At 36.0% G+C, this 25,059-nt stretch carries 25 protein-coding genes; 21 read left to right on the forward strand and 4 right to left on the reverse strand.

The genetic code is table 11. From position 1 onward, the window contains the following. Positions 1-101 precede the first annotated feature (101 nt). The 10 genes from I0Q91_RS00735 to I0Q91_RS00780 all read left to right on the forward strand — a co-directional run bounded on the left by I0Q91_RS00735 (position 102) and on the right by I0Q91_RS00780 (position 10,554). The gene (locus I0Q91_RS00735; RefSeq protein ID WP_270452225.1) at positions 102-635 is read left to right on the forward strand and encodes a hypothetical protein; all 534 of its coding nucleotides are present in this window, start codon (positions 102-104) and stop codon (positions 633-635) included. A 38-nt stretch (positions 636-673) separates the two neighbouring features. Continuing rightward, positions 674-1,135 (forward strand): type VII toxin-antitoxin system MntA family adenylyltransferase antitoxin, encoded by a 462-nt coding sequence (gene mntA, locus I0Q91_RS00740; protein ID WP_270452226.1) that lies wholly within the window; start codon positions 674-676, stop codon positions 1,133-1,135. Next, the gene (gene hepT / locus I0Q91_RS00745; protein WP_270452227.1) at positions 1,098-1,520 is read left to right on the forward strand and encodes a type VII toxin-antitoxin system HepT family RNase toxin; all 423 of its coding nucleotides are present in this window, start codon (positions 1,098-1,100) and stop codon (positions 1,518-1,520) included. The genes mntA and hepT overlap by 38 nt, the downstream gene beginning before the upstream one ends. Before the next feature lie 26 nt (positions 1,521-1,546). Then, on the forward strand, positions 1,547-2,497 hold the full coding sequence (gene rnhC / locus I0Q91_RS00750) for a ribonuclease HIII (RefSeq protein ID WP_270452228.1): 951 nt from the start codon (positions 1,547-1,549) through the stop codon (positions 2,495-2,497). A gap of 10 nt (positions 2,498-2,507) precedes the next feature. After that, positions 2,508-3,068, forward strand: coding sequence for a glycerol-3-phosphate responsive antiterminator (locus tag I0Q91_RS00755; protein WP_270452230.1), 561 nt, complete (start codon positions 2,508-2,510; stop codon positions 3,066-3,068). A 398-nt stretch (positions 3,069-3,466) separates the two neighbouring features. Beyond that, positions 3,467-4,777, forward strand: a complete 1,311-nt coding sequence (locus I0Q91_RS00760) for an ABC transporter substrate-binding protein (RefSeq protein ID WP_270452232.1) — start codon at positions 3,467-3,469, stop codon at positions 4,775-4,777. A gap of 95 nt (positions 4,778-4,872) precedes the next feature. Further along, positions 4,873-5,757 (forward strand): carbohydrate ABC transporter permease, encoded by an 885-nt coding sequence (locus I0Q91_RS00765; protein WP_270452233.1) that lies wholly within the window; start codon positions 4,873-4,875, stop codon positions 5,755-5,757. Then, a complete protein-coding gene (locus tag I0Q91_RS00770; protein WP_270452235.1) occupies positions 5,747-6,628 on the forward strand; it encodes a carbohydrate ABC transporter permease in 882 nt (293 codons plus the stop codon). The genes I0Q91_RS00765 and I0Q91_RS00770 overlap by 11 nt, the downstream gene beginning before the upstream one ends. 73 nt (positions 6,629-6,701) lie before the next feature. Then, entirely contained in the window at positions 6,702-7,436 is a 735-nt protein-coding gene (locus tag I0Q91_RS00775) for a DUF429 domain-containing protein (RefSeq protein WP_270452237.1), read from the forward strand. 586 nt (positions 7,437-8,022) lie between these two features. Then, a complete protein-coding gene (locus tag I0Q91_RS00780) occupies positions 8,023-10,554 on the forward strand; it encodes an HD domain-containing phosphohydrolase (protein WP_270452238.1) in 2,532 nt (843 codons plus the stop codon). Here the strand turns inward: I0Q91_RS00780 and I0Q91_RS00785 are convergent, their stop codons facing one another. Next, entirely contained in the window at positions 10,555-10,818 is a 264-nt protein-coding gene (locus I0Q91_RS00785; RefSeq protein WP_270452239.1) for a zinc ribbon domain-containing protein, read from the reverse strand. Between the two features lie 158 nt (positions 10,819-10,976). On the opposite strand from I0Q91_RS00785, the gene arsB reads away from it, so the two are divergent. From arsB to I0Q91_RS00840, 11 genes are all read left to right on the forward strand, one after another. Then, positions 10,977-12,062 carry an ACR3 family arsenite efflux transporter gene (arsB, locus tag I0Q91_RS00790; protein ID WP_270452240.1) on the forward strand — a complete coding sequence of 362 codons (1,086 nt, stop codon included), beginning with the start codon at positions 10,977-10,979 and terminating at the stop codon, positions 12,060-12,062. A gap of 34 nt (positions 12,063-12,096) precedes the next feature. Continuing rightward, positions 12,097-12,513, forward strand: coding sequence for an arsenate reductase ArsC (locus tag I0Q91_RS00795; protein ID WP_270452241.1), 417 nt, complete (start codon positions 12,097-12,099; stop codon positions 12,511-12,513). 166 nt (positions 12,514-12,679) lie between these two features. Beyond that, a complete protein-coding gene (locus I0Q91_RS00800) occupies positions 12,680-13,912 on the forward strand; it encodes a molybdopterin molybdotransferase MoeA (RefSeq protein WP_270452242.1) in 1,233 nt (410 codons plus the stop codon). A gap of 19 nt (positions 13,913-13,931) precedes the next feature. Continuing rightward, positions 13,932-14,099 carry a twin-arginine translocase TatA/TatE family subunit gene (gene tatA / locus I0Q91_RS00805; protein ID WP_270452244.1) on the forward strand — a complete coding sequence of 56 codons (168 nt, stop codon included), beginning with the start codon at positions 13,932-13,934 and terminating at the stop codon, positions 14,097-14,099. A 167-nt stretch (positions 14,100-14,266) separates the two neighbouring features. Continuing rightward, complete coding sequence (locus I0Q91_RS00810; protein WP_270452245.1) at positions 14,267-14,875, forward strand: hypothetical protein; 609 nt, start codon at positions 14,267-14,269, stop codon at positions 14,873-14,875. Between the two features lie 29 nt (positions 14,876-14,904). Continuing rightward, the gene (locus I0Q91_RS00815) at positions 14,905-15,675 is read left to right on the forward strand and encodes a ZIP family metal transporter (protein WP_270452246.1); all 771 of its coding nucleotides are present in this window, start codon (positions 14,905-14,907) and stop codon (positions 15,673-15,675) included. Between the two features lie 121 nt (positions 15,676-15,796). Further along, entirely contained in the window at positions 15,797-17,101 is a 1,305-nt protein-coding gene (locus I0Q91_RS00820) for an acyl-CoA thioester hydrolase/BAAT C-terminal domain-containing protein (protein ID WP_270452247.1), read from the forward strand. Between the two features lie 17 nt (positions 17,102-17,118). Continuing rightward, entirely contained in the window at positions 17,119-18,432 is a 1,314-nt protein-coding gene (locus I0Q91_RS00825; RefSeq protein ID WP_270452248.1) for an acyl-CoA thioester hydrolase/BAAT C-terminal domain-containing protein, read from the forward strand. Between the two features lie 429 nt (positions 18,433-18,861). Next, complete coding sequence (locus tag I0Q91_RS00830) at positions 18,862-19,620, forward strand: alpha/beta fold hydrolase (protein WP_270452249.1); 759 nt, start codon at positions 18,862-18,864, stop codon at positions 19,618-19,620. Positions 19,621-19,765: 145 nt separating this feature from the next. Beyond that, a complete protein-coding gene (locus tag I0Q91_RS00835; protein WP_270452250.1) occupies positions 19,766-20,569 on the forward strand; it encodes a hypothetical protein in 804 nt (267 codons plus the stop codon). 103 nt (positions 20,570-20,672) lie between these two features. Next, positions 20,673-22,361: an EAL domain-containing protein gene (locus I0Q91_RS00840; RefSeq protein ID WP_270452251.1), complete on the forward strand. Its 1,689-nt coding sequence runs from the start codon at positions 20,673-20,675 to the stop codon at positions 22,359-22,361. Positions 22,362-22,404: 43 nt separating this feature from the next. On the opposite strand, the gene I0Q91_RS00845 is transcribed toward I0Q91_RS00840, so the two are convergent. Genes I0Q91_RS00845 through I0Q91_RS00855 form a run of 3 tightly spaced genes read right to left on the reverse strand, consistent with a single transcriptional unit; the run spans position 22,405 to position 25,043 of the window. After that, the gene (locus I0Q91_RS00845) at positions 22,405-22,920 is read right to left on the reverse strand and encodes a CD3072 family TudS-related putative desulfidase (protein WP_270452252.1); all 516 of its coding nucleotides are present in this window, start codon (positions 22,918-22,920) and stop codon (positions 22,405-22,407) included. Positions 22,921-22,922: 2 nt separating this feature from the next. Continuing rightward, a complete protein-coding gene (locus I0Q91_RS00850; RefSeq protein WP_270452253.1) occupies positions 22,923-24,191 on the reverse strand; it encodes an ABC transporter substrate-binding protein in 1,269 nt (422 codons plus the stop codon). A 36-nt stretch (positions 24,192-24,227) separates the two neighbouring features. After that, on the reverse strand, positions 24,228-25,043 hold the full coding sequence (locus I0Q91_RS00855; protein ID WP_270452254.1) for a carbohydrate ABC transporter permease: 816 nt from the start codon (positions 25,041-25,043) through the stop codon (positions 24,228-24,230). Between the last annotated feature and the right edge of the window lie 16 nt (positions 25,044-25,059).

Genomic DNA, 25,059 nt, shown 5'->3' on the forward strand with positions numbered 1-25,059 from the left:
TATTAGAGATTATTTTTTAGATAATTAAAAGGTTGTTACTTCAATTGATAATAACAGTCTGTGGTGATATTATAGATATAGGCAGGTTGATTTTAGGGGGGATGACAATTAATACTATTGATTATGAAAAATACTTAGAAAAATATGATGAGACGACAGGGCTTTATCCTGAGGGGTTAGAGAAAATCGGGGAGAAGTATCATGATAAAGGTTATCTGACCAAGGAAGAATTATATGATCTGGCCCATCTTAATTCAACCAGGAGCTCATATCATGTTAAGAAAAATCCTGATGCCAGGGTGGAAAAGGTTACCGAGGTTGCCTATAATTTAGATGATGAATTCTGTCAGCTGGCTCTTTATACAAGTTTAACTGGTATTGGCACCCCAACTGCATCAGCAATTTTGACCAGCCTGGATGATGAGGTTCATTGTGTTATTGATACCAGGGTCTGGGCGACGCTCTGGAGACTGGGGTATTTTGTGAAAGAGAAAGAGAGCTTTAAACCTGAAGATTACATAAAGATTATTGATGTCGTTAGAAGGCTGGCAGCTGATACTGAGCTTACAGTTGCTGAAATTGGTTATGCATTGTTTGCTTATGATGTTGTCCATCGTGAGGGTAATTTACATTAATTAGGAAAAATATAATTTATAAGCGGAGGCGGTAAACCATGGAGTTTTCACAGGAGCAACTTAATGAGCTTGCTGAAAAATTTGAATTTAAGTTAATTGTACTCTATGGTTCGGCTATTACTGGTCAAATGACTGCTGATAGTGATATAGATATAGGGGTTTTTCTAAATGAGGGCAAGGCTTTAGAAAATTATCAGGATATGAGTTTTTTAGCCAAATTGGAGAATGAATTATCTAAAATTTTTGCTGGAAAAGTAAGAGAGATAGATCTCTCTATTCTAAACTTTGCCAGTCCTTTATTAAAGTTTAAAGTAGCTCAAAATGGAAAAGCTATATATGAAAGAGATTCAGGGATTTTCAGAAGATTTCAAGTCAGGGCTATGAAGGAACATCAGGATGCCAGTAAATTTTATGACTTAGAAAAAGATTATATCAGAAGCTTTATAAAAGGAGATAGAAAAGATGACAGACGAAAAGTTAATCCGCCGGAAGTTAAGTAAATTGGTTCAATCTCTGGATGAACTTTCTGAAATTGAAGAATATAGTCTTGAGGAGTATTTGCAGAATTTCTTTATAAGCAGGACTACTGAGCGTTTAATTCAGTTGATCGTAGAGACTGCAACTGATATTAATGGTCATCTGATAATTGAAGCTGGCAGAAAGCCTCCTGAAACTTATTACGACTCGTTTATTATTTTAGGTAGATTAAATATAATTAGTTCTGAACTTGCTGAAAACCTTGCTCCATCAGCAGGGCTCAGGAATAGAATTGTTCATGAATATGATGAGATAATTGATAAAATAGTTTATGAAAGTATTGATGATGCTTTGAACTTATACAGGCAATATGTGAAAGAAATAGAGGAATATTGTTTTAAAGAATAGATACAGTGAAATAGGATGTGGTTTTGGTGGATAAATTTGAGTTATTTGAGGAGATGAGATTTCATCTCCTCGGCCAGGGGTTTGATGTTGAAAATTATAAGGAGATAAATTACGGTCTTCAGTTCAAGGTGAATTTTCAGGGGAAGTCTGAGCTCGTCAGGATTTTTGAGAGCAAAAAGAAAGGGACCAGGCTTGACCTTTCTCAGGTTAAGGATGATGAAATTGCTGAGCTAATCCGGAGAGCAGAGACTGCTGCCTATAAAAAAGGGAAAGCAGCTGGATCTGGAGGAGATGGAAATGACAGAGAAGTTGAGCCAGGTTATAATCTTGATGGCTATGAAAGTTTGATTGGTGTCGATGAATCCGGTAAAGGCGATTATTTTGGCCCCCTGGTTATTGCCGGAGTTTATCTTGATAAAGAGGTTGCTGAAAAGCTGGCCGGTTATGGTATTGCCGATAGCAAGAATTTATCTGATAAGAAAATTAAGAAGCTGGCTGTCAGGATTAAAAGGCATTGCGAATATTCAGTAGTTACAATTAAAAATCCTAGATATAATCAATTACATAAGAAAATTGGCAACCTGAATAAAATTCTGGCCTGGGGTCATGCCCGGGTTATTGAGAATTTGCTGGATAAGGTTAATTGTGATAATGCTTTATCTGATAAATTTGCGAAAAAATATTTGATTGAGAATGCCCTGATGGAGAAGGGCAAGGAGATAGGGCTTGAGCAGAGAGTTCGGGCTGAAAGCAATTTAGCTGTGGCAGCTGCAAGCATTCTGGCCAGGGCAGAGTTTGTGTCTCAACTCCAACAGCTATCAGATGAATATGAGATTGAACTGCCTAAAGGTGCGGCCAATCATATAATCGATGTTGGCCAGAAATTTGTTAAGAAGCATGGCCAGGAAGAGTTAAACCAGGTGGCCAAGTTGCATTTTAAAACTACTGATAAGATACTTAATTTAAGGTTATTTTAGGAGGCGTCGAATGAGACATTTAAGTCATTATTTTTCTAAAAACCCGGTGATTGCAGCAGTTAGAAATGAGAAGGATTTAAAGAAGGCTTTAAAAAGTGATGTTTATGCAATAGTAATTATGAAGATTAGTATTTTGAAGCTGGATGAGATCGTTAAAAAAATTCAGGATCATGATAAGCTTGTCTTTATCCATATAGATTTAATGGTTGGACTTGGCCGGGATAAAGAAGCTGTTAAATATCTGGCCTATAATGAACTCTGCGATGGCATTATTTCGACAAAGGGCCAGCTGGTTAAAGAGGCAATGAAATATGATCTTATGGGAATTCAGAGATTATTTTTACTGGATTCTGAAGCTTTACGAACTGGCAGAAGTATGCTTGATAATAATAGTCCATCAGCCATTGAGGTTCTGCCTGGAGTAGCTGCCCCATACTTAATTAAAAGGATAGATGAAAGAATTTCATGTCCAATAATTGCCGGTGGTTTAATTAGAACTAAAGAGGAAGTCGATGACCTTGTTGACCAGGGAGTTTTTGCAATTTCTACAGGGGAAAAGAGTCTCTGGTAGTTATTGGACTTATAGTCGTTAAACATGTAACAATACTTGACAATTATAATTCTAATATATATAATTAAATCAGTAGAATATATTAGTCAGAGATAAGAGAATGGCTTTAACATCACCAGGGATTTTTATGTCTTGAGAGTTATGATGTTTGAGCCATATTTTTGTCTTTATAGGTTTTTTAACATAATATTAACATCAATTTTACAATATATTAATCTTGAGATAGTAATCTATTTAATAGAAGTTTTAAATAGATTCTATATAATGAAGTTACTTGAAAGCTAATTTCATTAATATCTAATGAAAGGAGGGTGGAGATAGCTTTTAAGATTGGTTTTTAATTTTCATAATATTATTAAAGAAGTGCTTTTTAAAAAACTTAAGGGGGTATATTAAAATTGCGTAAAACAATCGTATTAATGCTAGTTCTTGGTTTAGTATTCTTTGCTGCAGGAGATGTAGCTGCTGATGTAATTGAAATTGAATACTGGCATGCTATGTCAGGTATGACAGAGGACATGATTGAAGAGCAGGTAGAAGCTTTTAATGAACTCCATGATAATATTCATGTAAATGTTGAGTATCAGGGTAGTTATCGTGATGTTCTGGATGCTACACAAGCAGCATATAGAGGCGGTAATCCTCCACATGTAATTCAGAGTTTTGAAATCTCCACAAGACAGCTTATTGATATGGATATTTTTGTTCCATTGCAGGATACTTTAGAAGGGGTAGACTGGGATGTATTTTTAGATCCAGTCACAAATTATTATAATGTAGATGACAGGCTATATTCAATGCCATATAACTCTTCTAATCCTATTCTTTATATAAATCAGGATATTTATGAAGAGGCAGGGTTAGATCCAGATAGTCCTCCAGAAACCTTTGATGAAATGATTGAGCATAGTGAGCAGATTGTTGAAAGTGGAGCTGCAGATTATGGTTGGGTAATGCCTTTACACAGCTGGTTCTTTGAACAATGGATGGCCAATATGGGTCAGGATTTTGCCAACCATGAAAATGGTAGAACAGAGAGACCTGATTCTGTACATTTAGAGTCACAGGCAGCTCAGGACATATTTGAATGGTGGGACTATAATTATCAGAACGATTTATATGTTAACCCAGGTGTAGAGGCCTGGCAGGAATCAAGATCAATTTTTGCAAGTGAGAGCGCTGGTATAGCAATAGATTCAACTGCAGCGATAGCTCCAAAATTAGCTTCTGCAGAAGAGCAGGGCTTTTCAGTAAAGACTGGTTATATGCCAATTCATGATGACTATGAAAGACATGGAACAACTATAGGCGGAGGATCATTATGGGTTATCGATGGACATACAGCTGAAGAGCTTGAAGCAGCAGGTGAATTAGTGATGTTCTTATCAGGTGCTGAACAGCAGGCTGAATGGCATAAAGAAACTGGTTATTTCCCTGTCCATGAAGATGCCATTGATATACTAGAAGATGAAGGCTGGTATGATGAAAATCCAAATCATAAAACAGCTTTAGATCAGCTTCTTGATACTCAGTCAGTTTCATCAACTCAGGGAGCTTTAATTGGTCCATTCCCTGAAATAAGAACCCAGATAACAGATGCTATGCAGTATGTCTGGGGAGAAGAGAAAACTGTAGAAGAAGCATTGATGGATGCTAAAGCAGACTCAGAAGGTATTTTAAGTAACTATCAACGTATAATAGTAGACTAAATATAAACCAGGCTAATTGATATTGCCCGGGAGAAATCCCGGGCTTTTATAAACTGAAAGCTATAAAATATTAGATAGAGCGGGAGTTGAAATAAATGAGTCATCAATTCAAGAGCAAAATAATGCCATGGCTATTTCTTATGCCAACTTTGATTGTGCTGGTATTATTTCTCTATTATCCCATGATTGCAACAGTAGAAACAAGTTTACATCAGACTGCTTTTATGGGAGCCAGGAGAATTTTTGTTGGTCTTGAAAATTTTCAGACCTTAATTTCTTCAAGAAGTTTTTGGCATAGTTTTAGAATTTCTATGTTTTTTTCATTTTTGGTTGTTGGATTAACAATGCCTATCGCCTTTTTATTGAGTATTTTAGCAAACCAGAAGATTAAAGGTGGTAAGTTTTTTAGAACTGCAATGATCTGGCCTTATGCACTTTCACCGGCGATTGCAGGTGTCATCTGGCTATTTATCTTTAACCCAACGATTGGTATTTTAAATTTTGTTCTAGGAGAATTATTTGGGATTAGACCGGACTGGGTCTCCAGCAGGCAGTTTGCATTTATAATGGTTACATTAACAGCTGTCTGGAAACAATTAGGTTACAACATAGTTTTCTTTTTGGCCGGACTGCAAAATGTTCCTGGTCATATGCTTGAAGCTGCAACTATTGATGGAGCTAATCCTATCCAGAAATATGTGAAGATTGTAATCCCTATCATGTCACCAACTATATTTTTCTTATTTACAATGAATCTTATCTACGCATTTTTTACTACATTTGGTATGATCAATGTCATGACTCAGGGTGGACCGATTGATGCAACTAATATTTTGATCTATAACTTATATAGAGATGCCTTCCAGTATGATAATCTAGGTATGGGAGCTGCTCAATCTCTTATCCTGTTTGGTATTGTAACAATTTTAATGATAGTTCAGTTTAAACTGGGAGGAAGGAGAGTTCATTATGGTCAATAATATTGCAAGTCTCTGGGAAGACCTTACAAGTAATAAATATCGGCGTCGAAAAGCATTAAAGAAAATTATAATTCATATTTTAATTGTATTGGCTGTTTTAGTATTGATGATACCTTTACTATGGGCTATTATTGCCAGCACTCAATCTCCAGGACAGATTTATCAGTATCCACCGAGATTGTTGCCAGGTAATGCCTTTGTTCGGAATTTTACTATAGCCTGGCACAGATATAATGTAGGTAGAGGAATGTTAAACTCATTTTATATTGCAGCTGTAGTTTCATTTGTTAAGATTATTTTAGCATTGACCTCAGCTATGGCGCTGGTCTATTATGACTTTCCAATAAAAACCGGAATATTTTTCTTTATACTATTAACATTATTAATGCCAGTTCCAGTTAGAATAGTGCCTTTATTTGATATTGTTAATGATATAGGCTGGGCTAATAGTTACTGGGCTCTAACAGTCCCGTTTTTTGCCTCGGCTACAGGGACTTTTTTATTCAGGCAACATTTTATGAGTATACCAACATCAATAGCTGAGGCTGCCAGAGTTGACGGAATAGGCCCGGTCAGATTTTTAGTTCAGATTTTGACACCTATGTCTAAGAATACAATTGGTGCCTTTGTTGTAATTACTTTTGTTTATGTCTGGAATCAGTACCTCTGGCCGATGCTGATTATTACAACTAGAAGCAGACAGGTTGTTCAGTTATCGATGCAGCAGTTGACAACCTCCGGTCCGGAACAGATAGTGGACTGGGGTGTGGCGATGGCTGGTGCTTTAACAGCACTGATTCCGCCTTTGATTATATTCTTTCTCTTGCAGGAACAGTTTATGAAAGGCTTTGCTCTAAGTGATGAAAAATAGATATTTATATTAATTCATTAAAGCCCTGGGAGACCAGGGCTTTTAATACGTTGTGATAGCAGGGAGTGAGTTCATGAATTATCTTGGAATAGATGGTTGTAGTGGCGGTTGGTTTATGATTGGCGAAGGTAATGATGGAAAAGTGGGATATAACTTATATGATAATATTGAGGCTCTCTGGCTGGATAATAAGGGTCTAAAGCTGGCCTTGATTGACATTCCAATAGGGTTAAAAGAGTCTGGTCCAGAGGAGAGGCGCTGTGATAAACTGGCCAGGCAAATACTGGATAAAAGAAAATATAGTGTCTTTCCTGCCCCCTGTCGCCAGGCTCTAGATGCTGAATTCTGGGAAGAGGCAAATGAAATCAATAAAAAAGTAAGAGGAAAAGGCTTAAGCAAGCAGAGCTGGAATATATCCAGTAAGATCCTGGAGGTTGATAATTTAATTCAATCTGTACCTGAGGTTGATAACCTTTTTAGAGAAGCCCATCCAGAGCTGGTCTTTCAGGCACTGGCTGATCAAAAGGAAATGGAGTTTAATAAGAAGACAGAGGAAGGTTTCCAGGAGAGGTTAGAGCTTCTTGAAAGTTATCTGCCTGATATCCAGGATTTGGTTGATTCTATTCTTAATGATTATTACCGAAAAGATCTGGCCAGAGATGATATACTGGATGCTCTTGGATTGTACTTATCTGCAAAACAAATTGCCATAGATAATTGGGAGCTAGTATCTATTCCAGCTGAGCCAGAATTTGATCCAGAGGGTATTAGAATGGAAATAGTTTATCCAATAAAAAATATAATTTAGTTTAATATTTATTATTATCCTCTGAGAGTGGTGTCTTAAAGCCTTTAATTGATAGTCTCATTAGCCAGGGGCAAAACTGTTGATTGGCTGCAGATTATTTAGGTTTGAAGTTGTAATTATTCCTGCAAAAGTTTTATAAAATATTTTCTTCTTTGCACTACTCGCCTATTTACTTATATAGATAAGTTTTATATAATAAATTAAAGGTAGAATTTTTGTTGGAAGTTTTTTTAGTTTAGAAAGTAATTAGAGTGAAAATATAATACAGCTAGACCGAAGCTATACCGAATCAATATCGAAGCTATAACGAATCTAAAGCGAAGCCAGACCGAAGCCAGACCGAAGCCAGACCGAAGAACGACCGGATTTAGAGCGAATTTGATCTGGAGAAAAATAGGTATAATTTAATCAAAATTATTTTAAATATAGTCATATGATTATTAGAAATCTCAGCTGGATTAACAAATCTGGTTGAGATTTTTTTATTTAATTAAAACATGCAGGAAAATAATTTTTTATCTCTAATTATAGAATATGTAAGCAGTTTTATGGAATGATTTTAAAATGCTATGCAGGAGGCAAAAATATGCCTTATAATAAACGAGATCTTTCAAATATTCCAGTTGAAATTATGAATAGATGGAAAAGTGCGAGTAAGAATATGGCAGATTTACTGGATAAGAATGTTATTACGATTACAAGGGATAATCCTGATTTCTTTGCTATTTTGATTTCTCAGAATAAATTAAAGAAACCTCCGGCTCTGGATACAGTTATAGATGGGAGCAAGGATTTTACATATTCACTTAATTGGCCAGATGACAGGTTGTTTGGTGCTATTATTTTAATGGATAAAGATCGAGATTATGATTTAAAATCACTGGATAAGGCGTTTGAGATTATTAAGGATATGATTGAATCTGATCTTGAATTGATTGTTAATAAGAAGAGGCTGACTGAAAGGGTGAAGGAGCTGGCCTGTATATATCAAATAAGCCAGTTGCTTCTTGAGAATAAGATGGAGCTTGAGGATGTGCTTCTGGAAATTACTAAGATTTTGCCCCGGCATTTTGCCTATCCTGAACTGGCCCGTTGCAGGATAATTTATAATAATTTGATTATCTCTGAAAGGTTAGAGAAACCTGCTGGTAAGAAGCTGGTTGAAGAGGTCAAGCTTTCTAGCGAGGACTATCTTAAAGTGGAGATATATTATAATGGGCAAAATCCAGATGTTGATTTCTTGCCAGAGGAAAGAAAGCTGCTTGAATCTGTTGGCAGCCATGCTGCAACTATTATCAGAAGGATTAATATTGAACAGGAATTAATTGATACAAGAAATGAATTATATACAACTCTATATTCGATAGGTGACGGGGTTATAACTACTGATATGAATGGCAGGATAACTATGATGAATTTTACTGCCAAAAAGATGACTGGCTGGACATATTCTGAGGCTAAGGGCAGGCATTTAAATGAAGTGTTTAAGATTGAAAATGCCAGAACCGGCGAGAAAGTTAAGAACCCAGCTGAAAAGGTAATAGAAGAAGGAAAAATTGTTGGTCTGGCCAATGACACTACTCTTATTAGTAAGTCAGACAAGAGATATCAGATAGCTGATTCTGCTGCTCCGATTAAGGATTTTAATAATGAGATTACTGGTGTGATTCTGGTCTTTTCAGATGTAACAGATGAATATAAGTTTAAAGAAGAGCTTAGACTGGAACAGGAATGGTTGAGCTCTATCTTTGAAACTGGTACAGATCCGATGGCTAAATTAGATGAGCAGCACAGGGTCATTGATATTAATGATAGGTTCACTGAAGTTTTTAAGTATGAGCTAGAGGAAATTAAGGGTATGAATTTAGATGATGTCATGGATAGCTCTAAAGCAGGTACTGCCAACCGAAGGGTTACTGAAGAACTTTTAGAGGGCAGGCAGGTTGAGACCGAAGCGACCCGTTATGATAAATATGGAAATCCTAGAGAATGCCTGATTAGAGGGATTCCTGTGATAGTAGGGGGCGAGCTGGTCGGTGGTTATGGTATCTATATTGATATTACAGAAAGAAAAAGGCAGCAGGAAAAGATTGAATATATGACTTATCATGATAGATTAACTGGATTATATAATAGGACTTATCTGGAAGAGAAGTTGAGTCAGGTTAATTCTGGCGATGAATTTTTTAGTATTTTAATGCTTGATGTGAATGGTTTAAAATTTATTAATGACAGTTATGGTCATGAAATTGGCGATAAGATGTTGGTTAAAGTTTCTAAGACTCTGCAGCAGATCTTTCGAGAAAAGGATACGATAGTTCGCTGGAGTGGAGATGAATTTGTGGTTCTAATGCCGGCAACTGACGAAAAGAAAATTGAGAATATGATTGACCAGATTCGAAACTTAAATCTGGAAGTAAGTATTCCTGGTGGAGAAAACCTGCCTGTATCTCTGGCTGTTGGCTTTGATACTTCGCTTGATTCTGAGGTGGATATTTATGATGTCCTTCATAATGCAGAGGATAAGATGTATCAGGATAAATTATTGACTGATAAGAGTTCGACAAATAAGATTGTCAGAACTTTGCTTTCAACTTTACATGAAAAGAGCCAGGAGACTGAATCCCATGCCCGGCGGATGGAAGATCTTGCAATAAAATTAGGTGAGAAGGTTGGGTTATCATATGTTGAGTTAAACAGGCTATCCCTGCTGGCTGTACTCCATGATATCGGTAAAACCTCAATTCCTGAATCGATATTAAAAAAACCTGGCAGTTTAACTGCGGAGGAATGGGAGAAGATCAGGCAACTTCCAGTTGTAGGGTTTAGGCTCTGTTCATCGATTGATGATTTTTCCCATATTGCTCTGGATGTATTATCCCATCATGAACGCTGGGATGGAACTGGTTATCCCAGAGGGATTGAAGGTGAAAATATACCTCTTCTTGCCAGAATCATAACAATAGTTGATTCCTTTGATGTTATGACCAATGGCAGGCCCTATAAAGAGCCTATGACAGAGGAAGAGGCATTAAAAGAAATTCAGGATTGTGCTGGTAGTCAGTTTGACCCGGAACTGGCTGTGAAATTTATTGAGGTTTTTGAAAACCAGGTTTAATTATTTCCATCTATCCAGTGTCGGTAAATATTCTTCTAGCATCTCCTGTGCTGCTTTTTTGTCCATCTCCTTATTGGCATTGACGACATGGGGGATGCAGATTTGAATCATCTCTTCTATGCTAATATCTGAAGTGTACTCCCCGTCCTGATAGCAGTAATTACAGTAATTTTTGTTAATAGACCCATCCCTGTTTGTCCCGCAGAGATTATCTGCTCCTGCCAGTGGCATCCCACAGCTCTGGCATGAATTGATTGTAGTCATGCTATCTCCTCCTTTTTATATCTTACAAGATAATTATACCACTAACTTAATAAATAATCACCAAAAAGAGATATTTTATCTTGACATTATTAGTATATTCGGTTATAGTAATATATAGGGTTAGTGGTTAAGGATTAGAATAATTGGAGGTTATAGATATGGAAAATGAAGTAGCAGAAGAATTTGAAATTGAAGAACAGTCTTCTGGTTTAGGTTTTTTTGAAAAGTATCTTACAGTCTGGGTGATTTTCTGTATAGTAGCAGGGATATTAATAGGTCGTTATCTTCCAGGAATTCCGGCAACATTAAATAGATTGGAATATGCTCAGGTTTCTATACCTGTGGCGATTTTGATCTGGTTTATGATTTATCCGATGATGGTAGAGATAGATTTTAGCAGTCTATTACAGATTAAAAATCAGGCCAAACCTTTGACAATTGTAACTATAAGTAACTGGTTGATTAAACCATTTACGATGGCGTTTTTTGCCTGGTTCTTTTTCAGACAGGTATTTGGTGGTTTCTTAGGAGTAGAATTGGCCAATCAATATATAGCAGGTGCTATCTTATTAGGCTCGGCTCCATGTACGGCGATGGTCTTTGTCTGGAGTTATTTAACTGATGGTGATCCTAAATATACATTGTTACAGGTAGCACTGGATGATTCAATTTTAGTGTTTGCCTATGCCCCGATTGTAATGTTGCTTTTAGGAGTTACTGATTTTGCAGTCCCCTATGATACAATAATATTATCGGTTGTTCTCTATGTTGTTGTCCCTCTGGTTGCAGGCTATATTTCTAGAAAATATTTAATTAAAAATAAGGGGATAGAGTGGTTTGAGAATGTATTTTTAGATAAATTAAATAATGTTACGATTATTGGTCTATTACTGACTTTAATAATAATCTTTTCATTTCAGGGTGATGCATTAATTAATAATCCCCTGCATGTATTAATAATTGCTATACCTATTACAATTCAGGCATTCTTTATCTTCTTCTTAGTTTATTTTGCTTTTAAAGGCTTTGGCCATAAGCATGAGATAGCCGCTCCAGGCTCGATGATAGGTGCCAGTAATTTCTTTGAACTGGCTGTTGCTACAGCAATCTCTGTATTCGGGATAACTTCAGGAGCTGCCCTGGCCACAGTTGTTGGTATCTTAGTTGAGGTTCCAGTTATGCTGATGCTAGTCGGTATAGCCAATAGAACGAAGCACTGGTTTAAAGGAGAGGTTACAGGCTAAATACAAGAACTGGGTTAAATATAAGGAGGCTATTATGGAAAAAATAAAAGTTGGATTTATCTGTGTAGGCAATTCCTGCCGGAGTCAGATGGCAGAGGGCTTTGCCAGGGATTATGGTGGCGATATACTTGAAGTTTACAGTGCCGGGACAGATCCTGCTCCAGAGGTTAAACCTAATGCTGTTGAGGCAATGGCAGAGAAGGGTATAGATATTAGCGATCAGTATCCAAAGCTTTTAAAAGAAATTCCTGGTGAGCTGGATATTCTAATAACTATGGGCTGTAATGTTGAATGTCCTTATATTCCCTGTAAGTTCAGGGAAGACTGGGGTCTTGATGATCCAGCCGGCCATCCGATTGAGGTCTTTAGGGAGACCCGGGATATCATTGAAGATAAGGTTAAGGATTTAATTGAAAAGGTTAAAACTGGAGAGCTTGATTTAAAGGCATAATTACTCGAAATTGCCTGCAGAGTTTTATCTGCAGGTTTTTTCTTTTTAAAATGTGAATATATTAGCTTTTTTAGTTTGTGAGCAGGAAAAGTTAATTTCTTAAAGAATATAGTATATAGATAAATGAATTTAGATGATTTATAGAAAGGCAGGCTAATAATCTAATATGAAACAGCGGATAGAGTTAGAGGCTGCCTGTGAACTGGTAGCTGATAAATTAAAAAGTTTTTCAAATGAGACAGTAAAACTGGTAAATAGCTCTGGCAGGGTGCTGGCTGAAGATGTTAGAGCTCCAATGCACCAGCCGCCATTTGATCGTTCGCCACTTGATGGCTTTGCAGTCAGGGCAGAGGATACAACTGGTGCCAGCACTGAAACGCCGGTAAGTCTTAAAATTGTGAGCAAGTTATATGCTGGTGATAGTCCAGTGAAGAAAATTGGCCCTGGTGAGGCAGCCAGGATAATGACCGGTGCTCCGATTCCAGAGGGGGCAGATTCTGTAATTCGCCAGGAGAGGACTGACTGGAATGATGAGGAAGTTGAGATTAAGGCAACTTTAAAACCTGGCCAGAATTATGCCCCGGCAGGTGAAGATATCAAGCAGGGCGAGCTGCTCTGTGAAAAGGGGACTCTTTTAAGATCGCCACATTTAGGAGTCCTTGCCAGTATGGGCCTGGAAGAGGTTTTAGTCCTGCCAGAACCAGAAGTTTCGGTCTTAACTACTGGCAGTGAATTGCAGGAGGTTGGCCAGGAATTAAAACCTGGCAAGATATATAATAGCAATAATTATATGATCTCAACCAGATTAAAGGAATGTGGAGCTAAAGTCATTAATAGCCAGGTTGCTGTTGATGAGAAGGATATTTTAAGAGATAGGCTGGCTGAATTAATCCCAGGCTCTGATTTTTTAGTGACAACTGGTGGAGTATCAGTTGGTGAAAAGGATTTAATTCTGGAAGTACTGGAAGAGATGGGAGCTGAGATATTCTTCTGGAAACTTGCAATTAAACCAGGAACCCCGGTAGTTTGCGGCCGCCTGGATGATACTATAATCTTTGGTTTATCAGGAAATCCAGCAGCCTGTATTACGACTTTTGATTTGTTGGTCAGGCCGACATTGATTAAAATTAATGGTCTGGAGAAAGAAAACTTGAGAAAAGAGAAGGCTATCTTTATTGATGATTTCAATAAATCAAGCAGTACCCGAAGAATGTTGAGGGCCTGGGTTGTAAGGACCGAAAAAGGAAATATTGTTAAATTGAGCAAGGGCAATCAGCGTCCTGGAGTACTTAAGACAACCCTTGATTGCAACTGTTTTATAGATATTCCAGCTGGTTCACCGCCTGTAGAATCAGGAGCAGAGGTGGAAATCTTTAGATTACCAGAAATATATAATTAGAAAATTGGAGGTGGGTTAAATGTTTGGTTTAGGTGCCCCTGAATTAGGGATTATTTTAGTGATTGTGCTGATTATATTTGGTCCAAGTAAGCTCCCTGAGATCGGTAAAGCTATTGGTTCAGGACTTGGAGAATTAAAAAAGGCTACAAAAGAAGTTGAAGAATCTGTTTCCCTTGATGATGAATAAGAATTTTAGACTGGACCTGCCGGTTACCCGACGGTTACCAAGCGGTATCTCTTAACAAATTTCACAAAGTTTTAGCCCATGGTGTTTAAAGGCATCATGGGATTTTTATTTTTTTGCTTAATATAGTATAATTATATTGATTTATTAAAATTCAGGAGGTTCGCTGAGTGTTTATACTTAAGAAGTTTTTTAGAGGATTTGATCATGATAAAATATATATCCGCTTATTTACCCTATTCCATTTTGGCCTGATATTATTCTTTTTAAGCTGGGTGATTGGCTATTATCTTTTGCCTGAGGGGGTTCTACAGGATATTAGAATTATCAATTATTTAACCAGAGACCTCTCATTATTGGAATCTGCCCAGGATTATATCTATTATGCTGTATTTTATATCGGGGTTTTTGGCTTTATACTTTTAGGGAATTTTATTATGAAGGTTAAGTATTTTCCCTATGGCTATTTAATTCCACTGGCCTGGATGGTTTTATATGGCTTAACTGTTGGGACTAATTCTTTTGCAGTTCCGATGGAGATAGCTATGGCCCCATCTCTGGCAATCGTTGGCCAGGCAGGGTTGCATGAAATTCTTGCGGCTTCAATCATGGCTGTATCTACCTATGATCTTAATATTTTCTATGCTGAAAACCTGACTGCCAGTTCAAAACGGATTCCAGAAAAGAATAGACCTGAGCTAGAAAAGACCCATAAAAGAGGTATTCTAGCAGCCTTTTTAGTTCTGTTATTGGTGAATTTATTTAAAGTATTTATATAATCTAATTAATAAAGGATGGTTACTTAAATATGAATAATTTGTTGACAGTTACAATAATAGGTTTGCTAAGTGGTGCAATCGGGACAGGGGCAGGAGGCGCATCAGTTTTATTGGTTAAGCGATTAAGGGATGATGCCTTAGCCTGGTTAATGGCCTTTGCTGCCGGTATTATGACTTCCATTATATTTATAGAATTGATTCCAGAGGCTATTGAAGAGGGGACTCTGTTATCTGCCCTGATTGGTATTGTTTTAGGTGCAGTTTTAATAATGTTATTAGATATTAACTTTCCCCATCATCATTTTGATCAGCAGGAAGCAGGCAGAGAATTAACAGAGAAAATGTTTCAGGAGCAGAAATTATTAAAGATGGGAATTCTACTTGCCTTTGGAGTTGCCCTCCATAATATACCTGAAGGTATTGCAATTGGGGCCAGTTATGTTGCTGATAGAAATATAGGGATTGGCCTGGCAATCCTAATAGCACTCCATAATTTCCCAGAGGGAATGGCTGTGGCAACAGCTTTAGGTATGGCCGGGATCAGTAAGATCAGGGTTTTAATTTATACTATTATGGCAGGAGTTCCTATGGGCCTGGGAGCCTTTACAGGTGGCTTATTTGGTAGTATCTCTCCAATATTTCTTTCGTCTTCCCTGGGGTTTGCCGGGGGAGCCATGCTCTATATTGTTTATGATGAATTAATTCCTGACTGCCATGATCGGACAACCGGGCATACAGCAATTGTCGGCATAGTTGTTGGGGTTATTGCCGGAATAGCACTTATTGAATTTTTGCATTAGATAATTCTGAATTGATTTATATTATTTTTGAAATTTTTATGAAAAAGCAGGAATTTTATCCGGGATAATTAATTATTTAATAAAGTGCTATTTTATTAATTTAATCCTGGAGGTTAAAATTATGAGGTTAAATAAGTTGCATTTATATCTGGCTGTAATTTTGGTTCTTGTTTTGTCTACAGGGGCTATAGCTAACGAGGATAAGCCAGTTATTGAACATCCAGAAGAAGTCCGGATTGATCAGGAATTTGAGGTTGAGATTTTAAATCTAGAGGCCGGTCAGGAATATCAAATTAAGCTTGCTAGTTATGATGAAGCTGACGAAAGATGGATGAATCAGAAAAAATTTGTACCAGAAAGTGAAACTTTTATTATTGAAAGAGATTCAACTATGGAATTAATTCAGCTAATGGAGCCGACAACTTCTGATTATGAAGAACCCTTTGTTCCACCAGTCGATTTTAGAGAAAGTTTTGAGACTGATATTTTGATTAAGGAAGAAGGCGAAACTATAGCAAGCTCACAAATTATTCGCTGGCTAGGTGATCCTGAAGTAGAGGAAATTAATATTGATCATCCTGATTTAATTGGAAACTTATATAAGCCACCATCAAAAGAAGGTGTCCCAGGAGCCCTGGTCTTACATGGTTCAGAGCCTTCGCCGGCTGATTCTCTGGCCTATATGCTTGCATCTAATGGGATAGCAACTCTGGCAATACAATATTTTGGGATGGAACCAGAAATTCCTGATGATTTAGTTGAGGTCCCACTGGAATATATTGCGGAGGCCGGAGAGTGGATGCTTGGTCATGACTGGATTAAAGGGGATCAGCTTGGAATAATTGGTAATTCCAGAGGTGGAGAACTTGCTCTACTTGCTGCCAGTTATTTTGATATATTTGGGAGCACAGTTGTGATAGCAGGATCTGGTCTGGTATTTGAGGGAATTGCCATGGGTGCAATTTCTCCTGGAGCTGCCTGGTCTTATCAGGATGAACCAATTGATTATATAAGCTATACCAGGGATTATGAAGTAGTTCCCTCAGGTCCTATCCAGGAATTAGAGCCCTTTTATTCTGCATCCTATGAGGAGGCCACTGAAAAAGAGATCGAGCAAGCAACAGTATCGGTTGAAAATATTAATGGCCCGGTATTAATGGTTTCTGGTAAGGACGATAAAATGTGGAACTCAGTTGAACTCCAAAAATATGTTGAATTAAGGCTTGATGAATATAAACATCCCTATGAATTCAAACATTTAATATATGAAGATGCCGGTCATACTATAAGCTTTCCCTATCTGCCGACTGCAAATTTAGAAGTTTTAGGATCGTATTATATGGGAGGTAGTCAGGAAGGTTATGCCAGGGCAGATGCTGACCACTGGCCAGAAGTCTTAAGGTTTTTAAAACTTAATAACCAATAATATAGGAGGCTAAAATAATGAAAAAATTTATGCAGTCATTAATGCTCATAATATTATTGATAAGTGTTATTATATATTTGAATTCTGGAATCCAGGCCAGCCAGGTGTCTGATCAGGTGATAATAGATCATCCAGAAGAAGTTCGGATTGATCAAGAATTTGAGGCTGAGATTTTAAATCTAAAACCTGAAAAATCATATGAATTGATAATTAGGGCAGAGGATCACCAGGGAGAAGAATGGATTAATCAAAAAGAGTTTATACCAGAAACTGAAGATTATCTTATTGCTGAAGATAAGATGATGAAATTAATTCAGTTTATGGAACCTGAACCTGAAATTACTGATATGTATTATCCACCAATAGATGATTTAAAAGATAGCTGGGATACTGAAATCCTGCTAAAGAAAAATAATCAGTTGGTTAAAGAGTCAGCTATTAATAGAACTTATAGTATAGCAGATATTGAGACCAGAGAAATTAATGATGGCAGTCTGATTGGGGAACTCTTTAAGGCTCCAGATTCTGAAACTGCCCCTGGTGTTGTAGTTCTCCATGGATCCGAGGGTCAGAAAGCAAAATTAAGGGCATTAATGCTGGCTGAACATGGTTTTAATGCACTGGCGATTCAATATTTTGGCCCCCATAATGAATTACCTGACCAATTAGTTGAAGTCCCCATTGAAATTGTTGAAGATGCAGGTAACTGGCTAATAGAAAATAATTATTCAGATGGAGATCAAGTAGGCCTTTATGGGGTTTCTAAAGGTGGAGAGCTGGCTCTACTGGCAGGCAGCAAATTTGATATCTTTAAAAATGTTGTAGCTATGGTACCCAGTGGTGTAGTAATGGAAGGAAGTTCAGGCTCGGCTATTTCTCCTGGATCTTCCTGGTCATATCAGGATAAACCTCTTGACTATATTCCAAATTTAAGAGATTATGAAGTTTACAGTAATGCATATGAGCATGGATTTGCTTCCTTTTTTACAAAGGCTTTAGAGGAGGCTGATAACCAAACTGTTGATGCAGCAACTATTCAGGTTGAAAATATTGACGGCTCAATTTTAATGGTCTCAGGTGCAGATGATAAGATGTGGGATTCTGAAAAACTATTGCAGCCTGCAGAAAAAAGGCTTGAAGAATATGACCACCATGAGAGTTTCAGGCACTTAATTTTTGAAGAAGCCGGCCATACCATTATTACTCCATATATGCCGACAGCTAATAGAGATAAGATTGGGCACTATATTTATGGCGGCAACCAGAAAGGCTCTGCCAGGGCAGATGCCGAACACTGGCCAGAGGTCTTAAATACTCTTAGAGGTGAATAAAGGGGGGATTCATTATCTTTTATAAAGATAAACAGGAGAAGTTATTTATTATTATCTTTATAATTTTAATGATTGTAACTGTCCTTTATTACTCAGGTTTAGCTGATTTAATAATAGATTTTATCTTTGGAAATACTGAAGTCACTAATTCTATAGAATTCAGCCAGATTTTTGGTGATTTAAAATAGCTTAGTAATATATTAAAAGGAGAGAAACCAGTGGAAATAAAAATTTTAGTAGCCAATCGGGTGAATCAGAAAAAATTAATAGCTGAACATGGGATAGCATTCTGGATTAAAAAATTGTACAGGCTTTCAGGGGCAGAGATATTTACTTGATAATTGTAAGGCAGATGTTGAGATTGCAGCGGCAGGAGATATTATTTTTAATTAGAGCTAATTGAAGGATATCAGAGGAGGAAGAGATATTGTGGGATTCAATAAATTAATAGATAGTTTAGAGATAGCTGAAATTAATATTTCAGATATACCATGCATAGAAATTTCACCACCAGAATTTAAGGGTAATATAATATTTTATCACGGCTGGTCATCGAGGAAAGAAAATCAGGTTTTTAGAGGCAAAATCCTGGCCAGCCATGGCTATAGAGTGATATTGCCAGATGCACCTTACCATGGCCAGAGAAATAAGCTTGATTTTAATTCTGGAAATGGCGAAGACTTACTGGCCAATTACTTTTTTGAAACTTTAATTAGGTCTATCCTGGAATCTAAAAAATTAATAGACTATATAGGCAGAGATAAACCTATTATTACCGCCGGCCATTCAATGGGAGGTTTTATTGCTGCCGGTGTCTTTACAGATAACCAGGAAATCTCCAGAATGATAAATATTAATGGCTCCTCAGCCTGGCTTAAAACCAGAGATCTCTGGCTGGATGAGATTGATTTTAATCAGCCCATCAAGGATAAACTGGTTATTGATAATGTTAGCTATTCCCTTAAAGACTATGACCCCTATTATAACCTTGATAAAATCAATGATAGGCCTATTTTGCTCCTGCATGGTGATGCTGATAGCTCTGTGTCAATAGAGGCCCAGAAAGAGTATTATCAGGCGGCTAAGGAGACATATGAGGACGAGGAGAGGATATCTCTGGTGTCCTATGAAAATTTAAATCATTATATAATCGATAAGATGTTAGCAGAGATAATTAACTGGTTATAAAATCCAGTTTAACTACATTAAATTCTTTAGCCTGACTATTCTGTTAAAATAAGAAAATAGACCTGTATTTTATTAGAGCCCCTGTAATGAAATAATGGTATAATTAATTTAAGAGTTAACAAAAAATAGAATGGGGGTAATTATTATGAAAAGGCTGGTAATATCAGGTTTGATTCTTTTGCTGGTCTTAGTTGTTGGTGCTCCAGTTCAGGCCAGGATTTTAATTCCACTGGATGATTTAGAGATCTCTGAGTTTAATGAGGAAGTCGGACTTATCTGGAATGGTAATGAAGAGATGATTATTCAGAAGATGATAATTGAGACAGGCTCATCTGGTAATTTTCTGGATTTAATGCCTCTACCAGCAGAACCAGCTTTTAATGATACCTGGAATGACAATGTTTTTTCCATTACTAGAGAAGCTTTTATTAACCGCCAGCGTGGCTTTGAACATCCAGATTACTTCTTTGCATCTCCCGGGGATTTCGCTGAGATGGAACTGATTGATCAGGAATTAGTTCATAGTAATGAGACAGAATTAGTGATTGAGGCTATTAATGATTTTTTAACAGCCAGAGATTTTAATGCTATTGAAATAACTGATACTAAAGCAGATCTTATTGAAGGTTATTTAAATAGAGATATAGAATATTTTCATTTCAGATTAATCTCTGTACCTGAGACTTTAGCCTCCAGAATAGATCACTGGCAGTTTAATTCAGATACTTTATTTTACCCACTGGATACTAATTTAACTGGTAATTTGCATTTTACTTTAATCCAGCCTTCACCCCATTTAAACTTTTATGATTACCATGCTACTGACTTTATAAACTATATCCCACCAAGGCTGACAAGACCAGATACTTTAAAAGAAATTGAACCTGAACTGACAGATTTTTTTGATACTATTTTAATTTATACATTCTTCTGGGAGCTAAATTTATAGCTTAAAACTTTGCAAAGGGCCTGGTTGGCCCTTTGTATTTTTTATGATATAATTATCTCACTGTAATAAATAATCTATTAAATAATGGAGTTGCATGAACTAAATGAAAAAGATAAGCAAAGATTTAAATAGAATATATTTTGTTTTAGTTTTTACATTTTTAATATCAACTTTTGGTTTATTTCTGTATTACTCAATGAATAATCAGCTTAACTTTTTGCCTGTAATTATAATATTTTTAACCGGGATATATGTAGCCAGATATTTTTCAATTAAAATGATTAGACCTTTAGATAAGATTACTGTCTGGGCAGACAGGCTGGCAGATGGATATAATGAAGCCTGTCCTGTTAATCCAGGTTATGAAGAGTTAAATACTATTTCTGATTCTTTAAAGAAGCTTGCAGAAAAGATTGAGCATAAAGAAAAAGAACTTGATCAAAAAGAGCAAGAAATAATGATTAGTTCTCAGCAGATCAAGAGTTATAATGATGAGGTAACCAAATTAAATAAAAAGCTTGAATACAGGACATTATATGACCCTTTAACAAAGTTGCCGAATCGTCGACAGTTTATAAACAATCTTAAAACTGAACTGCAAGCAGGCAGATCAGGGGCAGTAATTTTAATTGATCTGGATAATTTTAAAGAAGTTAACGATACTTTAGGACATGTCTATGGAGATATTCTATTAAGTCAGATTGGCAATCGCTTCCTTGATCTTAATGACAGCAATATTTTCATAGCCAGATATGGTGGAGATGAGTTTTTGATTTTATTGAAAAATGTTGTGAAAATAGACGAGGTTGAAAGATATTTAAAGTCAGTCGAAAATTGTTTGAATAGCTCATTTAATATTAATGATGATTTATTAAATATTGAGTACAGTATAGGGATTGCGCTTTTTCCTGAAGATGCTGAAAAAACCTATGATTTAATAACCTTTGCGGATACTGCAATGCATAGGGCAAAGGGCCTTTTTGATCAGAATAAATTATATTATAATGACAGGATGTTTCAGGAGCTGATAAAAAAGAAGGAGATCCGTGAGCTATTAAAAGATGCATTAAGGAATGATGGTTTTAAGCTTGTATATCAGCCCCAGATAAACTTAAAGTCGGGTAAAGCCGATACATTTGAAGCTTTGCTTAGATTAAAGGATGAAGATATCTCTCCTGGTGAATTTATTTCTGTTGCTGAGGAGAGTAATTTAATAATTGATATTGGTCGCTGGGTAACAGAGGCGGCAATTATTCAACTTGCAGAGTGGCAGAGTAAAGGGCTTGAGCCAAAACCAATTTCCATTAATTTTTCTGCCAAGCAGTTAAATGATTTATCCTATGTTGATTTTTTAAATGATAAACTTAAGAAACATGGGGTGACGGCAGACCTTTTAGAGATTGAGATAACAGAGACTGTGCTGCTTGAGAAGAAGGATAAATCGATTAGTTTTTTAAATAAATTAAAAAAGTCAGGTGTTAAGATCTCCCTTGATGACTTTGGAACAGGATATTCTTCATTAAGCTATTTAACCTATATTGAACTTGATAAGATTAAATTTGATCGGTCTTTAAATCATAAATTCTTACAGGATAATTATACAGATACCATGGCAGGTTTGATTTCTTTATTTCATAGCATGAATTTAGTTGTTGTTGCTGAAGGTATTGAAGAGAAGGAAAATTTCCAAAAGTTATCTGATAGGGGCTGTGATTATATTCAGGGCTATTTATTTAGCCGACCGGTTAGTCCAGCAGCTATCGAAAAGATATATGATCATAATTTTATTTAATGAAAAAGACCTCTACAATTTTGTAGAGGTCTTATTGTTAGTCTTAAATATGATTTATTATTTCTTTATCATTTAAGTCATAGAATGATAAATTAATATCTGATTCTGCCAATAATTTTTTTATTTCCTCAATGAATATTCCAGACTCATTTTTTACTTCAACAGATTTTTGTATGACTGATAAATTTTTTCTGCCTTCAATATTTCCTCCCCAGTTCTTTTCAGAACAAGTTTTATTGATTCCACAAGTGGGACTCATATCTTTTCCAATAATCCCGATAATATCAATGTTGTTATTGATATATTCTTTTATTCTATTTAGATATGGTATAAAAAGGTTTCGGCATTGTTCTCGGTAAAAGGGATTGTCGAATTGTTCTTTAACATGACCCCAGCGATTTAATCCAAAACAATTTAATTCTGGACATGGCAGTTGTATTATATTAACATTATTTTCAATTAGACTTTTAGTTAGTTCTCTAGATTTATTTACATTATTACCTAAACCTTTTATTATTGATTCTGTATTTAAAATGCAATGAACTGTTAAGACAATCATAATTACTGTCCAAATGCTCTCATTGCTTCGTCTAATTCTTGCCTGGCTCTATCTCTGGCATCGTCTAAAGCTTCTTGAACATCTCTATTTTCTTTAACTATTTCTTCTAATGCTTGCTGCATATTGCTATGAATTGAATAACCGTTTAAAACTTTTGGATCCTGATAACCATAAGGGAATTGTTTCATGGCATTTCCTTTTGCAGGATTATCTTCAAGATACTCAACAAAATCTGGAGAGTCTGCAGCAGAATAGGTTAGTGGAAGATATCCAGAATTTGTACCCCAATCAACTGTGACATCTTCTCTAAACCAGTATTTAATAAATTCCCATGCAGCTGCTTTTTGCTCTTCGGTAGATGTATTGTACATTGCTATATCAGTACCTGAAAATAACGCAGCTTTTCTTTCTCCTTTAGGTAATACAGCTGTATCCCAATTTACATTATATTCTTCAGCTGCTTCTTTTATATATGGTAAATGTGAAGTTGAAGAAAAACCGATTGCTACCTCTTCTCTTACAAATGGTCCTGACATATAGCCGTCTTCCTCTGCAATCATAGCATAACCATCATTTATTAAACCTGTTAGAAATTCATATGCCTTAACGCCTTCTTTTTCATTAAATTTAATTTTATCATTTTCTTCATCAATTAACTCACCGCCTGCCTGTTCAACCCAGAAACTAGAATCAATACCTACGCTCTGATTAAAAGCAATTCCCTTTATATCATCATTAGTAAGTTTTTTAGCTTTTTCTTTTAATTCATCCCAGTTACCAGGTACTTCAAGACCATGTTTTTCAAACATATCTTTATTGTAGAACATTAAATATCCACCTTTATTAAATGGCAGGGAGTAATGGTTATCGTTCCATATGCCGTCGTTTCTGAAGAATTCAGGGATATCTTCCCATTCTTCTGTAGTAAAACCTATTTCCTCATCAAAAATGTAAGGAGTTAAATCTTCAACAAAATCATTCATTATATAAGCTGTAAGTCTATTAGGGTAGATTTGTGTTAAAGTAGGTAACTGATTGGCCTGGGCAGCACCTGAAAGTTTTTCGAATAAGTCACGATAATGCCCCTGAAATATCGGAGTAATTTCAATGCTGTCATTTTCTTCATTAAACTGTTCGACTAATTCTTCTAGTATCTCACCATTCGCACCTGACATGGCATGCCAGAATTCAAATTCTACTACATCTGCTGAAACTGTACCTGATGTCAATAAAAACATAAAAATTAAACTTAGTAATACTAATTTTTTCATTTTTTATTCCTCCTAGTGTATTTTATTGAATAAGGGTTAACCCTTAATTCCTTGATTTGATGAAACACCTTTAATTATTTCTTTTTGAGCAACTATATAAACAATAATGATGGGTAGTATTATTATTGTTGAGTAAGCCATTAAAAGTTCATAATTAGAACCAGCTTCAGTCATGAAAGAAGCTAAGCCGACTGGTAATGTTCTCATCTCTGGAGTATTTGTTACTAAAAGAGGCCATAGAAAAGCATTCCAATTGTATATTATTTTTAATAAGGCTATTGATACAAGTGCTGGTTTAGATAAAGGAACTAATATTTTCCATAGAAACATAAAATCTTTACAACCATCTATTTTGGCTGATTCATATAACTCAATAGGTATTGATAAAAATTGTTGTTTTAATAAAAAGATAGCAAAAACACCTATTAACCAGGGTACTATTAAGGCCTGATATCTATTTAGCCAGTTTAATTGAGCTAGTGTTACAAAATTAGGTATCATTAAAATTTCTCCTGGGACCATCATCGTAGATAAGAATATTACAAATAAAATATCTCTTCCCCAGAATTTAATATATGTAAAAGCAAAAGCAGCTAAAATTGAAGTAATTAAAGTGCCTATTGTGACTGATAGAGCAACTATTGTACTATTAAATAAATATCTTATAATAGGTACTTGTTCTTGAATAATTAAAAAATTTTGCCATTGTGGATCAGCTGGTAAGAATCTGGGAGGCATTAAGTATACTTCTCCAGATGTTTTAAGAGCTGTCGTAAGCATCCAGATAAATGGAAGTAATGTAATAATAGCACCAGAAATAATAATTAAGTAGATTAAAAACCTTTTTATCAAAAAGAACACCTCCTAT

The sequence above is a fragment of the Halonatronomonas betaini genome, assembly GCF_015666175.1.
Taxonomy (GTDB): domain Bacteria; phylum Bacillota; class Halanaerobiia; order Halanaerobiales; family Halarsenatibacteraceae; genus Halonatronomonas; species Halonatronomonas betaini.

What these genes read in the sequence shown, in the direction of transcription:
- I0Q91_RS00735 (WP_270452225.1), top strand. Translation starts at nt 102, where the DNA reads ATGACAATTAATACTATTGATTATGAAAAATACTTAGAAAAATATGAT.
- mntA (WP_270452226.1), top strand. Translation starts at nt 674, where the DNA reads ATGGAGTTTTCACAGGAGCAACTTAATGAGCTTGCTGAAAAATTTGAA.
- hepT (WP_270452227.1), top strand. Translation starts at nt 1,098, where the DNA reads ATGACAGACGAAAAGTTAATCCGCCGGAAGTTAAGTAAATTGGTTCAA.
- I0Q91_RS00755 (WP_270452230.1), top strand. Translation starts at nt 2,508, where the DNA reads ATGAGACATTTAAGTCATTATTTTTCTAAAAACCCGGTGATTGCAGCA.
- I0Q91_RS00765 (WP_270452233.1), top strand. Translation starts at nt 4,873, where the DNA reads ATGAGTCATCAATTCAAGAGCAAAATAATGCCATGGCTATTTCTTATG.
- I0Q91_RS00770 (WP_270452235.1), top strand. Translation starts at nt 5,747, where the DNA reads ATGGTCAATAATATTGCAAGTCTCTGGGAAGACCTTACAAGTAATAAA.
- I0Q91_RS00775 (WP_270452237.1), top strand. Translation starts at nt 6,702, where the DNA reads ATGAATTATCTTGGAATAGATGGTTGTAGTGGCGGTTGGTTTATGATT.
- I0Q91_RS00780 (WP_270452238.1), top strand. Translation starts at nt 8,023, where the DNA reads ATGCCTTATAATAAACGAGATCTTTCAAATATTCCAGTTGAAATTATG.
- I0Q91_RS00785 (WP_270452239.1), bottom strand. Translation starts at nt 10,818, where the DNA reads ATGACTACAATCAATTCATGCCAGAGCTGTGGGATGCCACTGGCAGGA.
- arsB (WP_270452240.1), top strand. Translation starts at nt 10,977, where the DNA reads ATGGAAAATGAAGTAGCAGAAGAATTTGAAATTGAAGAACAGTCTTCT.
- I0Q91_RS00795 (WP_270452241.1), top strand. Translation starts at nt 12,097, where the DNA reads ATGGAAAAAATAAAAGTTGGATTTATCTGTGTAGGCAATTCCTGCCGG.
- I0Q91_RS00800 (WP_270452242.1), top strand. Translation starts at nt 12,680, where the DNA reads ATGAAACAGCGGATAGAGTTAGAGGCTGCCTGTGAACTGGTAGCTGAT.
- tatA (WP_270452244.1), top strand. Translation starts at nt 13,932, where the DNA reads ATGTTTGGTTTAGGTGCCCCTGAATTAGGGATTATTTTAGTGATTGTG.
- I0Q91_RS00815 (WP_270452246.1), top strand. Translation starts at nt 14,905, where the DNA reads ATGAATAATTTGTTGACAGTTACAATAATAGGTTTGCTAAGTGGTGCA.
- I0Q91_RS00820 (WP_270452247.1), top strand. Translation starts at nt 15,797, where the DNA reads ATGAGGTTAAATAAGTTGCATTTATATCTGGCTGTAATTTTGGTTCTT.
- I0Q91_RS00825 (WP_270452248.1), top strand. Translation starts at nt 17,119, where the DNA reads ATGAAAAAATTTATGCAGTCATTAATGCTCATAATATTATTGATAAGT.
- I0Q91_RS00835 (WP_270452250.1), top strand. Translation starts at nt 19,766, where the DNA reads ATGAAAAGGCTGGTAATATCAGGTTTGATTCTTTTGCTGGTCTTAGTT.
- I0Q91_RS00840 (WP_270452251.1), top strand. Translation starts at nt 20,673, where the DNA reads ATGAAAAAGATAAGCAAAGATTTAAATAGAATATATTTTGTTTTAGTT.
- I0Q91_RS00845 (WP_270452252.1), bottom strand. Translation starts at nt 22,920, where the DNA reads ATGATTGTCTTAACAGTTCATTGCATTTTAAATACAGAATCAATAATA.
- I0Q91_RS00850 (WP_270452253.1), bottom strand. Translation starts at nt 24,191, where the DNA reads ATGAAAAAATTAGTATTACTAAGTTTAATTTTTATGTTTTTATTGACA.